This window comes from Ilyobacter polytropus DSM 2926 (assembly GCF_000165505.1).
In the GTDB taxonomy this organism is placed as follows: Bacteria; Fusobacteriota; Fusobacteriia; order Fusobacteriales; family Fusobacteriaceae; genus Ilyobacter; species Ilyobacter polytropus.
On the sequence record NC_014632.1, the window covers coordinates 1,720,109 to 1,735,203 of the forward strand.

A 15,095-nucleotide genomic window follows, 5' to 3' on the forward strand; every position below is an offset into this window, starting at 1 on the left:
GATACTTAAATCGCACAATCAAATCATCTTTTAAAATTACACTCTTTCAATAAAAAATATTATATCTTAATAAAATAATCCTTATAAATAAAAGGTTCCATGAATTCTATTTAAAAATATTAAAACACTTACTAGATAATTTAAAGGATATTTTAAATTAATATGTAGATAATTTACATAATAAATTTTTCAGAACTTTATATTTATTGAATTTTCAAAAAAACTATTATTTATATTCTCAATATAAGGTAAAAGGAGATGAAAAAGTATGAACCCATTTAAGTATGTTTCAAAAAAAATAATTATAGCTGAATTAATCTTGGCTTACTTCCTATTTTTCATTATGGAGAAAACACTAAATAACGACTTATTTAATGCCTCGTTGGAAATAGGCTACATACTGGTTGGATTCTTGGGACTATACTTTTTCATCAATCTAAATATGTCCATTCCCATAATAGGATTTAGCATAATCTTTTTAAGCTTTATTTTGGATTTTCTAGATGAGTTTGAAGCTTATTTCCAATTGCCAGGTTTTTTAGGAAACAACTTTGACGACATCTCCTTTTTGGTGGGATTATTAATTTTTGTTTCTGGACTATATATTATGACCAAAAAAAAGCAGGAATCATCAGAAAAATTAGAGTATTTGGCAAAATACGATTCTCTGACCGATACTTACAGCCGTCAATATCTTCCAAAAATTTTGGAGCAGATACAATCTCAGGACTCTTATCCTTTAGGTCTTCTCATTATGGACTTTAATGGTTTAAAATTCATCAACGATTCATTTGGTCACGATACAGGGGATTATCTGATTAAAGAGTCTGTGCTTCTATTGAAGAACTGCATGAACCCCGCTTCGGATACACTAATCAGGTTAGGTGGTGATGAATTTCTAATTATATCGCCTAAATCATCTCAGAAAACACTGTCTGATCTCACCAAATATATTGCTGATACTTGTGAAAAAACAAGCTTTATGGAAATCCCCATTTCTTTATCAATTGGCCACGCATTAATAGAAAATCCTAAGGATAATTTTGAAAAATTTCTTAGACTTGCTGACGATCGAATGTATCTAGATAAACTTATAAATCGCAAATCCATAGGAGGCAGCTATATAGAATGCCTCAAGAAAACCCTCGAAGAGAAAAGTTATGAAACCAGTGCCCATGTAAACCGAATGATCTCTATAGTCAAAATATTTGGTGAGTTTATGAAAACCAGCAGGGAATTTCTAGACGCATTGGAGTTGGCAACCTCCCTGCATGACATTGGAAAAATAGCAATTCCAGAAAGTATAATTTTAAAACCTTCAAAACTCGATGAACACGAATGGCAGGTTATAAAACGTCATCCTGAGATCGGAAGCCGTATTGTAAACGGTCTCTTTACTCTCCCACATGTTGAACAGGGTATCCTAGCACACCACGAAAGATGGGACGGAAAGGGATACCCCGCAGGATTAAAAGGTGAAAAAATCCCTTTAATTGCCCGTATCATAAGTATAATTGATTCTTTTGATGTTATGATTCAAGGAAGGTCGTATCAGAACTATAAATCTGTAGAGGAAGCTCTTGAAGAAATTCATGTCTGCTCGGGAAAGCAGTTTGACCCTACCCTCGTAACGGTATTCAATGAGATTATCACAACCGACTATGGAAAAATATCTGATGTAATAGGAATTGATAAATACGATGATTTTGATCTCTTACAAAAATTAGATGCAATTTAAATTTTCAGCATGAAAGAGGGCCTTCACCTGGAGCCCTCTTCTTTATTATTTTTTATATTCAACTGCTTTTTATACATCTTTTTACTGGCATGGAAAAAATTTCTTCTATGATTAGAGTCAAAAGATTTTTCCACGAATTAAAAACAATAAAAGAGGTTATAAATAATTTTTAAGAATATATTTTTGTATGATAACATATGTCAATATCGTCAACGGGAGGAAAACATGATTGAGGTTTTATTAGAAAATGGAGAGATCAAAAAAGTTTTAAGTATAGATGAGCTTGATGTGGACAGATCTAAAATACTAAGTATTCAGCTGATGGAAGCCAGTGAAAAAGAGATTACCACATTGGCCAAACATTTTGATTTTATTATACAGCCCTTAGATAAAAGAAGTGAGATAGAGATAAGCTCTAGATACGTGGAAATCGACTCACAAATATTTTTAAATTTAACCTTCCCAAATTTGACCAAAGATCAAACAATCGAAGAAGCCTTCATCCATGTAATAATCTTAAAGGACATTCTTATATTAAATTTAAACGGAGTCTCTGATATTTCACTCATACAGATTTTAAAAAACAGAATTTTCTATACAAGCAATATAAATTCTGACCAGGAACTCCCCCTTCTTTTTCTGAGCTCTCTCACAGATTATTATGCTGACCTCATTGAGTTGGTTTCAAAGAAGGTAAAAAGATATTTCAAAGAAGTTCTAGATCTGAAAAATATTTCGGTAGAAGAACTTGATAATCTAACAAAAATAAAACTTGATAATATTCAACTTAAAGAATGCCTTATAGAACTCCAAAGGATCATATTACAACTGAGAAGAAGTCCTGCCATGAACGAAAGAAGTCAAGAACTCTTAATTTCTGAGAGTAAAGATTTATCAGTAATAAACGGACATATAAATTATAACTTTGACAGGCTTAATGACCTCAAAGATAATATTTCCAGCAAGATCGAATTAGAGCAAAATCATATAATTAAAATTTTTACCGTAGTCACAGTGTGTATCGCACCGCCAAGCTTGATAGCCGGTATTTACGGAATGAACTTTGATATTATGCCTGAATTGGGATGGAACCTAGGTTATCCTTTTTCTGTAATTATCATGATTTTGTCTATAATTATAACCCTTGTCATACTAAAGTTCAAAAAATGGATTTAAAATTTTAAAAATAGCAATCTTATTCTTTTTATAAAAATTATTTTACTGCAATAAATATATTTACATTTTTCTTTATTTGGAGTATTCTACATAGAATATTTATTGCTGACTTTTCTATTAATAGTGATATGTGTAAAGTCTCTAAAGGGGGAAAATTTTGAAAAAAGAGATCTTCAGATATTTAAAATTAATTTTAGGATTCTTTTGCTGCTCTCTAGGTGTGGTTATAATAATAAAATCCAACTTGGGATTCTCACCCTGGGACGTACTTCATCAGGGAATATCAAAGGTTGGAGGGATAACTATAGGCCAGGCTGCCATTCTTGTGGGAAGTACTGTTGTGACCCTAGATCTTTTTTTAGGAGAAAAAATAGGCAGCGGAACAATACTCAACACACTGTCTATGGGAATATTCATGGATGGAATTCTTTATCTAGATATAATTCCTCTGAGTACTAATATTCTTATGGGGATACCGATGATGTTTTTGGGATTATTTATATTTAGTATAGGCTGTTATCTCTATATATCCACAGGCCTTGGATGTGGTCCTAGAGATGCCCTCATGGTGGCTCTCACCAAAAAAACCAACTTTTCAGTGAGAAGCATAAGAAGTGTTATGGAGGTAGGTGTTTTGGTGACTGGATATCTTTTAGGAGGATATGCCGGTATTGGAACTGTTATGGTAGCATCCTTCACAGGGAGTTTCATGCAAGGGGTATTCAGATTGTTTGATTTTGATGTGAAATCAGTTGTTCACCGGGACATAAAAATGGAAGCAGTTTTACTTAAGAATTATATTTATAGGGGAAAACATCTAAAAAAACCAAATTAAACAGAGTGGACAAAAATAAGAAGACCTCTCAACAGGGGTCTTCTTTTCTAATCTAAAAATAATTTTTCATGGCAAACTGTATCAGTCCCAATGAAATAGAAAGCATAGTTATACCGATTATAATATCTAAAATTTTCCACGTAACTTCTTTTTTGAATATGGGAATAAGAATTCTTGCTCCATAAGCCAATCCGAAAAACCAGACAAAAGATGCCAGGCAACTACCTATTACAAAATCCGGTCTCTGATGTATGGGAAATTTTGAACCTACACTTCCTATGAGAATAACAGTATCCAAGTATAAATGAGGATTTAAGAGGCTTAAGGCCACAAGTGTTAATAGAGTTTTTTTTACTGACTCATTCTCCCTGTTTTCCTCAAGCTCCATAACTTCACTTTTTTTTATCGCCCTAACTATTGACGAGATCCCATAGTAGCTTAAAAAAAGAACTCCAAAGGCTGTGGCAGAGAGCATAAATACCTTATTCCCCTCTATAATTCTTCCTAATCCCAGTGTCCCCAAGCATATAAGCACAGCATCTATTAAAGTGCAGGTTACGGCAACTGCAAATACATTATTTTTTAATATCCCTTTTTTTAGAACATAACTATTTTGAGCCCCTATAGCTGCAATCAAGCTGAGCCCCAATCCAAATCCCTGTCCTGCCACTGCAATATCCATATTATTCCTCCTGAAATGATTGTAATATCTTTATATATAAAGTATTATAAACTATAACGTATACGTAACAGTCAAGGAGTTGATAAAAAAAATGAGAGAAAGTTATAAAATAAGTGAAATAGCAAAAATTTTCAATATATCCCGGAGGACATTGATCTATTATGATGAGATAGACTTATTCAAGCCCTACTATATAGATGAGGAGAATGGTTATAGGTATTATTCAGAGCATCAGACCTATGTACTGAGGTTTATAATCGCCTTAAAAAATTCGGGATTTTCATTGAATGAAATAAAAAAATATACTAACTTCAAGAGTATAGAGGAGAGTCAGGAATTCCTGGAGAGTAAGATTGAGGCAATGAAAGAAAAGATAAAAAATCTGGAAAAATCAATAGAAATTGTTAAGATAAAGTATGATCAACTGGAAAAAGTAAAATCTTCCGAAGGTCTAAAACCTGGCATCGTAACTGATATAAACTTTAAGATGATTATTATTGATGTAAAAAAACCTTATGGATATGTCCAGACAGAAAAGGCATTTAAAGAACTGTCTCAGATAGAAAAAAATCTACAATTAAAAGAGAAAAAGCATGTTGCCATTGTGGGCATGAAAAATCTTAAAAAATTGAATGTTTATCCTCTGAAGTTCGTGGGTTCTGTTATTCCTGATGAATTAGAGCATAGTGCAGCAATCAATGTAGAAGAAAAAAAATGTGCGACCATCACCCACAAGGATTCATTTGAAAATTTAAAAAACAGTTATAAAAAGTTGATGGATTTTATAGAGGATAATTCTTATAAAATAATCGGAAATTCACTGGAGATATCAAGTGAGGAAAAAATACAGCTAGAAGGTGGTATAGGGGAGGTCATAGAAATAATAATTCCCGTAAAACAGGTTTTATAGCCGCCTTGAGGCAAAAAATATTCTATACTTTGACTCAAAGTATTTTAAACTTATTCTGTCAGGCGGCTATTTAAACAAACGTAATCTCTAAAGATGCGATGATATTACTTTTCAAAATCGATATTTCTGTTTTTTAAAATATTCTGATAAACTTTTTTTTATACTTATTTCAGAAAATAAGTATAATCTCTGATATACTCTGGCATCAAAAACAGAACATAGAAGCCCCACACAATCAATATAACGTGCAGTACATCGTTCTCAGAGAACCACTTGCCTTTTGCCCATAGTTTTTCAGTAATTCCAGCTTTATAGTACTTATCATACCCCCACCAGGATGCATAAATAAGTACCCATGATCCAATCAAAACCAAGTCCATTGTATATCCAAATTGAAAGTATCTGACTACATTTAATACACAGAACAGTATAAAGCTAGGTAAAGATGCTAACATCATAAATTCAAAGGTGATAAGAGACTTTTTAGGTATAAATGCCCCAACGAAAGTAACAACAGTATATAAAACAGAAAGTATAATCGAATACCAGATAAGTACTTCTCTAAAAACCCCTGTCGTACATGAATAAGCTATTGCAACTGTCATTGCATTCATACTAACCTGCTGAAAAATAAGGTATATTACTTCCCACCAGCTAGTCCATTGACATACTTCTTTCCTTGCACATTTTAGTTCATATCCAAAAGCCTGGTAGCTCGTACCGGCTATTACAGCTCCCACTCCCCATAAAATAAGTGAGATTCCCCACCAATATCTTGATATTTCTTTTCCTTGTATCTGTAAAAATTTCACACCGGCCAGCGTCACTATTATTCCTAAAAAATATACCCAAAATGTGGAACTAGGCTGGTTTAAATAAAATTCTATAGCTCCTATTTTTATCTTTTTTACAGGCTGCTTTTCAAACCAATTATCTTTATTGAGTTCTGTATTCGGTATTGTTTTAACTCTACCAAATAAGTCTTTTAAATCCATCTAAATTCTCCTTCTTATATTACTCATAACTAAGGAGCCTTACATGACAACTAAAAGTTAATGATAGTTTTTCATGCAAAGCCCCTATACAGTATTTTATCTGATACAATAAATCTTATTAACCTTATATCCCGTTACCATACACATTGCTACACAAACTATTGATGATCAGGAACTAAAACAAATTTTCCAACGTGCTTTTTCAGAGCAAATTCTTTCTGGGCTTCTACAATGTTTTCCAACGTGAATGTTTTTGCCAAAAGAGGTTTGATTTCGCCTTTTTCAATATACGAAATAAGATTTGGAAAAACAGGTTCATCCCATGCAGTGCACCCGATTAAAGTCAGGTCCTTTAAGTAAAAGTCACGCATATCAAGCTCCACAAGTGGACCGGCAATAGCTCCAGAGGATACAAATTTTCCGCCTCTTTTCAGTGCCTTTATCATTCTGGGGAAATTTGCTCCGGCAACATTATCCACTACAACATTTACAGATTTTTCACCCAAGATTTCCAAAACATCATCATCCCTTGATATAACTTTATCTGCACCTATCTCAAGTAATTTTTCAAGTTTCGTCTTCCCGGCGATGGCTATTACAGTTGCTCCTCGACGCTTTGCCAACTGAACTGCAGCAGAGCCGACACCGCCTGAAGCTCCGGCTATCAACACACGGTCACCTTTTTTTACCTTTGCTCTATGAATCATATTCTCCGCTGTACCATAGGCACAGGGAATAGTCCCTAACTCTGAATCACTCCAGTCACAGTCAACAGGAAAAACTTCCTCTGCAGGAACCTTTACAAACTGGGCAAAGGCTCCGTCAAAATCAGAAGCCATCCAGATGTTTTCTAGGGAATCCCAGCCTTGACTACGCATACAAGGACGGACCAAAACCCTTTTATTTATTAATTTTTTATCATTTTCTGAAAAAGCAGCCACCACACGGCCGCAGCAATCTGTTCCCTGTATAAATGGGAAAGGAGTAGCTTTATTCCATCCACCATCTGCACTTTCTTCTGCAGCCTTTTTTTCTTTTTCTTCAGAATCAAGCGATGTGGTGCTGGTTGTAACTTTTGACGAATACCAACCAAGACGTGTATTTATCTCAGTATTATTGACCCCGGCAGCAAGAACTTGTATAAGAACTTCACCAGGCCCGAGTGTTGGAACAGGAACGTCACGGTAATCAAGCTTTTCATAGCCTCCGTTTCCAGTTGTAACAACTGCTTTCATAGTCTCTTTACAATCACTTATATCAAAACGATTTTTTTTTAATATTTCTTCGTTTTTCATAATAATCTCTCCTTTTTTTATAAAAATTTTGATATTTTTACACGAGAAATCATTTATCTGAAATCCCATTAAATATAACCTTATAATATCTATATACTTGGTAGATGTATAACATTATATCATCTTTTTAAATTATTTCAAAAGAAGCTAAAGATTTCATACCTGTTTCTCTGTTCTTGTACCAGATTAAAAAGCGTGATATAATGTCCTTTATTACATCTATAGAAACAGGAGTAACTATGAAATATAAAAAAAATAGAAAATTAATCACAGAGGGAAACCTTTACCGGGTCATCTTTTCCATTGCCTTGCCTCTTATGGTAAGCACCCTTGTGCAGAGAGCGTATACTCTCACAGATATGTATTTTTTGGGAAGGTTGGGAAGTCTGCAGGTGGCTGCAATTACCTTTGTCGATCCTATTATTACTGCGATATTAAATATGGGACTAGGCTTATCCGTACCTATGATTGCCACAGTATCACAGAGTATAGGGGCTCAAAAGTACGACACAGCAAAAAAAAGCATAGGTAATCTCATATATGTCGCTTTTATAACGTCATTAATTATAGGGGTATCTGGATTACTTTTTTCCACTGCAATTCTGAAACTTTTAAACCTTGAGGGAAGGCTTTTATCACTGTCTTCAGATTATCTGAAAGTAGTGCTTTTAGGAACAATTTTCACCTTTATAAATACCTGTTATATATCTATAAAGCAGGCTGAAGGAGATTCTATGAAGCCCCTCTATATGAATGTGACAGCTCTTATGCTGAATATACTCCTTAATCCTATATTTATCTTCCAGATGAATCTTGGGATAATAGGTGCTGCCCTTGCCACAGTTCTGTCTAAATGTCTTTTATCCATCTATGGAATCTGGGACACTTTTAAGGGAAGTGGATTAAAGATTGAAAAAAAACACCTTACTATAAACAAAGAGGAATTTAAAAGAATGGTTGCCCTGGGGTTGCCGGCTATAATAACCAAGATAGCTTCTCCCTTGGGAAATATGCTTATTAATTCCCAGGCCTTGTCCTACGGACCAGCTCTTATAGCATCTGTCGGATTGGGAAATAAGATAAATTCTATAGTCTTTAGTCTAAACAGCACCCTCTGTACTGCAATGACAACCATAACAGGACAGAACCTTGGAAATAAAACTCCCGAAAGAATAAAAGAAGCCTTCAAAAAAATGTTAATGCTCATATTTTTTCTTGGAACACTGGGCTTATCTGTTGTCCTGCTTTTTTCTAAGGAAATAGTCGGTCTTTTCTCAAATGATCCAGAAGTCATAAAAACAACAACAGAATTTCTTAGGGTTACTTTCCCCACTGTATTTATGTGGGGTATTTACCAGGCTATCTCTGGAATTTATCAGGGGGCAGGCTACACAAAGATATCTATGTATATTACCCTTATAAGGTTATGGATAATAAGAATTCCGTTAATATTTATTTTAGCTGTATTTATAGGAGAAAAATCTCTTTGGTATTCTACGGCCATAGCAACAAACTCAATAGGAGTAATCGCCATTATATTTTATCTCTCCAATAGTTGGATGAAAAATAATAAATATATCACAGTTTAAAAGCCAATAAAAATTTATAGTTATTTAGATCCGAATATAAAATTTAAAATCTAGACTTTTTAACTAAGCAGCTTAATATCATACTTCTATATATAAGAGTAATGGCTCTAAACAGCTATTACTCTATTTTTTTGAGGAGATCCTAATTACTTTAGCAATCATCTCACAAGTTAAAAATCAAGCTTTCTTCCCTATTTTTTTTTGCCTTATACCTATGTCCATGCAAGCTAAACTAATCTTTTATTTCAAATTAAAGTATTGAATTTATCGGTATTCGTTACTTTTCTCTTGAAAGAAAAGTAACCAAAAGTTCAAGCCTGTGAAAAATCAGCTAAATAACCTTGAAAATCCAAGAAAAACTCGAAACTCGCTACGCTCAGACAGTCGATTTTTTCTAAGGATTTCACTGCGGTTATTCTTAACGCTTATTTTGTCAATGGCAAAAGAAAAAAGATCGAAAACTTCTCGCAAAAGAACTCGTATCTAGTTTTCGTCTTAACTCTGTGAAACTCTCTATTTTTCTCTGTGCCCTCTGTGGTCAAAAGGTTTTATCTTTATTCGTGCTAATTTTTTTTATCTTTTATAAGATTTTCATTCGTGACAAAATCTTTTGACTCTAATATTCTTATAAATTCAGTAATTTATCAGGATTGCTTTCAAGTCGCAATTTGAGTTACGTGCTACTTTATCTTTATCTTCTTAAAATCCTTTTTAAAATTTTCTTTTAAAAGATCGGATTTTTTAGAAAACCTCTCGGTGAGAGCCTCAGAAATATCTCCTAACTCAAATACAAGTTCTCCGTCACAGACTTTTATATCAAAGTTTTCAACATACTCCAAACTTTCAAACTCCATCCCGTCAGCAGCCTTTACTATCCCAGACAGCTTGTTTATCCTACTTACCTCCTTAGATGGAAGGACTCTGTCTAATCCCTTTACCAGACTGAATTTACCCCTATGATTTTTTGCAATCATAGATGTCACTACTCTTTCCTCTAGGGAAAAGGGCAGGTAATCACTAGAAGCTATAATCTCATAGGAGTGATCGTTATGCTTTTTTTCTGAGATGGAATAACCGATATCGTGAAGAAGGGCTCCGGCCTCTAAGAAAAAAATATCTTCTTTATTTAGATTCATGACCTCTCTTATCTCACGAAATATTTTTACTGATTTTTCCCTTACCCTCTTTATATGATGGGGATCCGGTGATAATTCTACAGCAAGTTTTTCAGCCATGGAAATTTTTTCACTCTGTGAATATCTCATAGATCTGATATCTTGTCTGTTTTCAAACTCAGTTATTGAATTTATGGCTGCTATACTCAAAACATTTCCCAAAACTAGTGGTACCTCATGAAGAACTTCTTTGAATTCAATAATTTTTTTATGTCTTTTTTTTCTCAAAAATAATTTCAATTTTTCCAATTCCCATATTTTTTTATTTAAAATATCTAGCCAGACATCTATATCATGTATCTCTCCAAGGCAGTCTTGATATTTTTTGAAAAAAACTATCAATTCGTTATATTCTTGGCTTTCAACAGATAAAGCCTCTAAAATATACCTTATTTTTTTTATTTTTATTCTAAGTTCATGGAGCTCTTTTGAATTTATATTCACAGGATGATTAATTATAATTTCCTGAATTTTTTTATATAAGTTACGGTAAATTTCATACTCATAAACTTCTTTATCTTTCAGAAAATTAGTAACCTCATAAAGAAATTTTTTTCTGGAAAATTCAGGAATAGATTTTACCAACTCTCTTTTCATTATCTCCCTTTTAAATAAAAAATCATCTAGTATACCTCCTAAGGAGCTGTCTACCTCTACCCTATTCATAAGAAAATATATCTGAACCTCTAGATCCCTTAAAGGTCCTAACATGGAAGCAATTTTTTTTATAGGAATCTCTAGTTTTTTAGGGCAGTTAAAAAGCTTCAGTATCCCTCTTATCTTACGAATACTTACCCTGCACTTATGGATTGTTTCCAGGTCGTTGCTTAGAGATATTTTTTCTAGGTTTTCTTCTAATATTTTTGACATCTTTTTTATCTCATGATAAAAAAATTTAAATTTATACATCAAATCCCTCCTGATAATAAGCTTTAATAATCAATATTATTTTTCTTTAGACTATGTGATTATCCTCTAAGATTTATCTGTCTATCACTAAAATCTCCTCATAAACAATAAATAAAATACATATTTAAAAGTATACTTTCTCAGTATATTTTTATTTACAGCTTTTCAATTGGAACTTTGACTTTTGAAAATATAAATCTTATAATTTAATGAAGAGTAAGTAGATTTTAGGAGGTGTATATGCCTGTTATTTCAGTTATCGAAATATCACCCACATCTGTGGAAATGATCATCTGTGAAAAATCAAAGGATAAAATTAAAATTTTAGAAAATGTAATGGAAGAACTTAACATTTTTTTAGATTCAGAAAAAAACAACTATATCTCATTTGGAAAAGGAAAGAAACTTTGCAACATCCTAAATAGAATGAGATCCCTTTCTAAAGATTACGGTGTAAAAAATATCCTTACACTGACTACCAGCAGTTTTAATTCTGTAAAGAACCTTCTTTTTATTTTAGATCAAATCAAGATAAAAGTAGGCTTAGAAGTAACTGTTTTAACTACCTTTGAAAAGAAAAAACTTCTGTTTAAAAAATTTCTCATTAAAAAAAATGAGATCATCCCTCCAAGAAAAAATACCTTACTACTGAATATAGGATCAGCCACAACTGACTTTTTTATCATCAATGGAAAAAAACTTATGATAAATGAATTTATATCAACAGGGGGCTATAAGTTTGCAGAAATTATAAATAACTACGAACTCACCCCAAAGGAAAGTAATAATTTCATTCAAGAGTATATAGAAAATTATCTAAATCAGATAAAAAAAGAAGTAGGAAGAAAAAAAATAAATAGTCTTATTTTATTAGGAGAATCAGAAAATATTCTTACAAAAACAAAAGGTCAATTTTCAAACTTATCCTATGAAAAACTTGAAGAAATGATGGAAAACTTAAATGAAGAATCATTTAAAAATATAGCTCAAAAATATTCCTTAACACCTATACAGGCCAGAACAACATTTGCAAGACTCTCCTTATTGAAGTATATTTCGGCTTATTTTGAAATACCTGCAGTAAAAATATTTTATTATGATACAAAATATCTCATGGCCTATGAGCATTTTTATCCAAAAGAAAAAGATCTTATGGAAAAAGAATTGTGGGAACTTACCATTCAGGCTGTAATAGATAAAGCAAATAAATTTAGCTTTGATAAAAATCACTCTACTTTTGTCCAAAACGTCTCAAAAAATCTTTTTGATATTCTAAAACCTCTGCATAATATGGATGAGGTCGAAAAAAGACACCTTGAACTGGCTGCTTTTCTTCATGATATAGGTAAGTATGTCAATTTTAGCTCACATCAAAATCATTCCCAGTATATAATTGAAAATTCTTTTATACCTGGACTTACAGAGGAAGACCTTAAGGTTGTGGGACGCCTTTGTTATTTTCATAATATCGCTGCCTCCAAGTATTCAGAGAATATAGACAATCTAAGTGGAAAAAGGCAGATGGATATCATGAAGCTTGCTGCAATACTAAAATTATCTGTAGCTCTAGACAGAAGTAAAAGACAAAAAGTAAAAAATATAAAATTTGAGTTAAAAGATTATGAAATAATTATAGATATAACAACCCTAGAAGATTACCGTATAGAGACTATATCTTTTGATCATCAAAAAGCATTTTTTAGAGATGTTTTCGGTATTAATCCAGTACTGAAGATAAATAGGAGGCTTTATGGGGAATAATTATGAATATAACCATTTTTACAATAGAGAACTCAGTTGGTTGGAGTTTAACCAGAGGGTTTTAGAGGAAGTATCTGATTCCATAAATCCACTTTTGGAAAGACTAAAATTTTTGGCCATTACTTCTTCAAACTTAGACGAATTTTTTATGGTCAGGGTTGCAGGTCTTATAGCTCAGTATGAAGAGGGACTTATAAAAAAAGATATATCTGGTTTAACTCCTGAAGATCAGCTAAAGGCAATTAATAAAAGAGTTAAAAAATTTGTCCAGGATCAATATACTTCCTACAAAGAAGTCCTTAATACATTAAATAAAAAAAATCATCTCAAAATAAAAAAGTATTCTCAACTGGATAAAAAGCAAAAAATTTATGTGGACGAATTTTATAGTGAAACTCTTTTCCCTATTCTGACACCGATGGGTATAGACGTCTCGAGACCCTTTCCACATATTTTGACAGGTTCATTAAATATTGTGGTTCATCTTCAACATGAATCAGAAAAACATATGTCCATTGTACAGGTCCCAAGAGTTATAAACAGAATAATCGAACTTCCCAGTAACTCTGGAATAGAATTTATTCTGATTGAGGAAATAATAAAATCTAACCTACAGGATCTTTTCCCTGGATGCAACATTTTGGACACAGGGTTTTTTAGAATAACAAGAAATGCAGATATGATAATTGATGAAGATGAGGCAGATGATCTCCTTATCGAAATAGAAAAAGAACTTCAAAAAAGAAAGTGGGGAGAGCCTGTCAGGATAGAATACGATAAGGATATTCCCAAAAAATGTCTCGAATTTCTCACAAGAAATCTAAAAATTCAATTTTCCAATCTCTATGAGATAGACGGCCCCCTTGATCTGACTTTTATCTTTGAACTTATGGACCACGATGGATTTAAGGATATAAAATATGAAAAATACACTCCAAAAAGGTATGCTCAGCTTGAAAAAAATACTATCTATACAACCCTTAAAAAAGAGGACGTGATACTTTCTCATCCCTATGATTCTTTTGATCATATATCAGATCTTATAGAGGCTGCTGCCACAGACAAAAATGTCCTTGCCATAAAACAGACTCTATACAGGGTCAGTGGTGATTCACCTATAATAAGCTCGCTTATAAAGGCTGCTAGATCCAATAAGCAGGTTACTGTGATGGTAGAACTGAAAGCTAGATTTGACGAAGAGAGAAATATAATGTGGGCTAAAGAACTTGAAAAATCAGGATGCCATGTTATTTACGGGATAAAGGGACTAAAGACCCATGCCAAATGCCTTCTCATTGTCAGAAGAGAACCTTCAGGTATAAAGAGATACCTTCATTTAGGAACGGGAAATTATAATAATTCAACGGCAAAATTATATACTGATCTTTCCCTTCTTACTACAAATGAAGAACTTTGTGCAGATGTCAGCAACCTCTTCAACATCCTTACAGGATTTTCTCAAAATCGTAAATGGAAAAGGCTAATAACAGCCCCCAAGGACATGCGGAATGAATTTTACAGGTTAATTGATCGAGAGATTCAGCATACAGCCAACGGTAAAAAGGGAAAAATAATCGTAAAAATAAACTCCCTTGTAGATGAAAAAATTATTAAAAAGCTATATGATGCCTCTCGAGTCGGGGTGGAGATAGTTCTTATTGTAAGGGGAGCCTGCTGCCTAAAGACAGGTATAAAAGGTATTAGTGAAAATATAAAAGTTTTCAGCCTTATCGGAAGATTTTTAGAACACACTCGTGTTTACCATTTTGAAAACAACGGTGACCCGGAACTTTTTCTTTCCAGTGCCGACTGGATGAGTAGAAATCTTGACAGAAGAATAGAAACCCTTTTCCCTGTTATAAAGTCCGGTCCTTATAAAAAAGTTATGGAGACCATAGATTCCATCTTAAAGGATAACATAAAGTTAAGACAATTAGATGAAAAGGGCACTTATTTTAAAGTAAAAAATGATAAAAAGAATTTTTCTTCTCAGGAATATCTTTATGGAAAAAAACAATAAAAAAGCACAC

The 15,095-nt window shown here is 32.9% G+C and carries 11 protein-coding genes; 7 read left to right on the forward strand and 4 right to left on the reverse strand.

Translation table 11 applies throughout. From position 1 onward, the window contains the following. Positions 1–268 precede the first annotated feature (268 nt). The 3 genes from ILYOP_RS08080 to ILYOP_RS08090 all read left to right on the forward strand — a co-directional run bounded on the left by ILYOP_RS08080 (position 269) and on the right by ILYOP_RS08090 (position 3,749). On the forward strand, positions 269–1,738 hold the full coding sequence (locus ILYOP_RS08080; RefSeq protein ID WP_013388049.1) for a bifunctional diguanylate cyclase/phosphohydrolase: 1,470 nt from the start codon (positions 269–271) through the stop codon (positions 1,736–1,738). A 225-nt stretch (positions 1,739–1,963) separates the two neighbouring features. Next, positions 1,964–2,914 (forward strand): CorA family divalent cation transporter, encoded by a 951-nt coding sequence (locus ILYOP_RS15180; protein ID WP_013388050.1) that lies wholly within the window; start codon positions 1,964–1,966, stop codon positions 2,912–2,914. Between the two features lie 157 nt (positions 2,915–3,071). Further along, positions 3,072–3,749, forward strand: a complete 678-nt coding sequence (locus tag ILYOP_RS08090; RefSeq protein WP_013388051.1) for a YczE/YyaS/YitT family protein — start codon at positions 3,072–3,074, stop codon at positions 3,747–3,749. A gap of 52 nt (positions 3,750–3,801) precedes the next feature. On the opposite strand, the gene ILYOP_RS08095 is transcribed toward ILYOP_RS08090, so the two are convergent. Further along, entirely contained in the window at positions 3,802–4,431 is a 630-nt protein-coding gene (locus ILYOP_RS08095) for a LysE/ArgO family amino acid transporter (RefSeq protein ID WP_013388052.1), read from the reverse strand. Between the two features lie 91 nt (positions 4,432–4,522). Here ILYOP_RS08095 and ILYOP_RS15185 point away from each other — a divergent pair, with 91 nt between their 5' ends. Further along, the gene (locus ILYOP_RS15185; protein ID WP_013388053.1) at positions 4,523–5,341 is read left to right on the forward strand and encodes a MerR family transcriptional regulator; all 819 of its coding nucleotides are present in this window, start codon (positions 4,523–4,525) and stop codon (positions 5,339–5,341) included. Positions 5,342–5,505: 164 nt separating this feature from the next. Here the strand turns inward: ILYOP_RS15185 and ILYOP_RS08105 are convergent, their stop codons facing one another. Further along, a complete protein-coding gene (locus ILYOP_RS08105; protein WP_013388054.1) occupies positions 5,506–6,336 on the reverse strand; it encodes a hypothetical protein in 831 nt (276 codons plus the stop codon). 158 nt (positions 6,337–6,494) lie between these two features. Further along, positions 6,495–7,631, reverse strand: coding sequence for an alcohol dehydrogenase family protein (locus ILYOP_RS08110; protein ID WP_013388055.1), 1,137 nt, complete (start codon positions 7,629–7,631; stop codon positions 6,495–6,497). A gap of 239 nt (positions 7,632–7,870) precedes the next feature. Between ILYOP_RS08110 and ILYOP_RS08115 the strand changes: the two genes are divergently transcribed. Next, positions 7,871–9,220: an MATE family efflux transporter gene (locus ILYOP_RS08115; RefSeq protein ID WP_013388056.1), complete on the forward strand. Its 1,350-nt coding sequence runs from the start codon at positions 7,871–7,873 to the stop codon at positions 9,218–9,220. Between the two features lie 680 nt (positions 9,221–9,900). On the opposite strand, the gene ILYOP_RS08120 is transcribed toward ILYOP_RS08115, so the two are convergent. Next, a complete protein-coding gene (locus ILYOP_RS08120; RefSeq protein WP_013388057.1) occupies positions 9,901–11,304 on the reverse strand; it encodes a CHAD domain-containing protein in 1,404 nt (467 codons plus the stop codon). 240 nt (positions 11,305–11,544) lie between these two features. Here ILYOP_RS08120 and ILYOP_RS08125 point away from each other — a divergent pair, with 240 nt between their 5' ends. Next, positions 11,545–13,065: a Ppx/GppA phosphatase family protein gene (locus ILYOP_RS08125; RefSeq protein WP_013388058.1), complete on the forward strand. Its 1,521-nt coding sequence runs from the start codon at positions 11,545–11,547 to the stop codon at positions 13,063–13,065. Continuing rightward, positions 13,055–15,085: a polyphosphate kinase 1 gene (gene ppk1 / locus ILYOP_RS08130; protein ID WP_013388059.1), complete on the forward strand. Its 2,031-nt coding sequence runs from the start codon at positions 13,055–13,057 to the stop codon at positions 15,083–15,085. The genes ILYOP_RS08125 and ppk1 overlap by 11 nt, the downstream gene beginning before the upstream one ends. The last annotated feature ends 10 nt before the right edge of the window (positions 15,086–15,095 follow it).

Coding starts and splice junctions, on each gene's coding strand:
- ILYOP_RS08080 (WP_013388049.1), top strand. CDS start 269: ATGAACCCATTTAAGTATGTTTCAAAAAAAATAATTATAGCTGAATTA.
- ILYOP_RS15180 (WP_013388050.1), top strand. CDS start 1,964: ATGATTGAGGTTTTATTAGAAAATGGAGAGATCAAAAAAGTTTTAAGT.
- ILYOP_RS08095 (WP_013388052.1), bottom strand. CDS start 4,431: ATGGATATTGCAGTGGCAGGACAGGGATTTGGATTGGGGCTCAGCTTG.
- ILYOP_RS15185 (WP_013388053.1), top strand. CDS start 4,523: ATGAGAGAAAGTTATAAAATAAGTGAAATAGCAAAAATTTTCAATATA.
- ILYOP_RS08105 (WP_013388054.1), bottom strand. CDS start 6,336: ATGGATTTAAAAGACTTATTTGGTAGAGTTAAAACAATACCGAATACA.
- ILYOP_RS08110 (WP_013388055.1), bottom strand. CDS start 7,631: ATGAAAAACGAAGAAATATTAAAAAAAAATCGTTTTGATATAAGTGAT.
- ILYOP_RS08115 (WP_013388056.1), top strand. CDS start 7,871: ATGAAATATAAAAAAAATAGAAAATTAATCACAGAGGGAAACCTTTAC.
- ILYOP_RS08120 (WP_013388057.1), bottom strand. CDS start 11,304: ATGTATAAATTTAAATTTTTTTATCATGAGATAAAAAAGATGTCAAAA.
- ILYOP_RS08125 (WP_013388058.1), top strand. CDS start 11,545: ATGCCTGTTATTTCAGTTATCGAAATATCACCCACATCTGTGGAAATG.
- ppk1 (WP_013388059.1), top strand. CDS start 13,055: ATGGGGAATAATTATGAATATAACCATTTTTACAATAGAGAACTCAGT.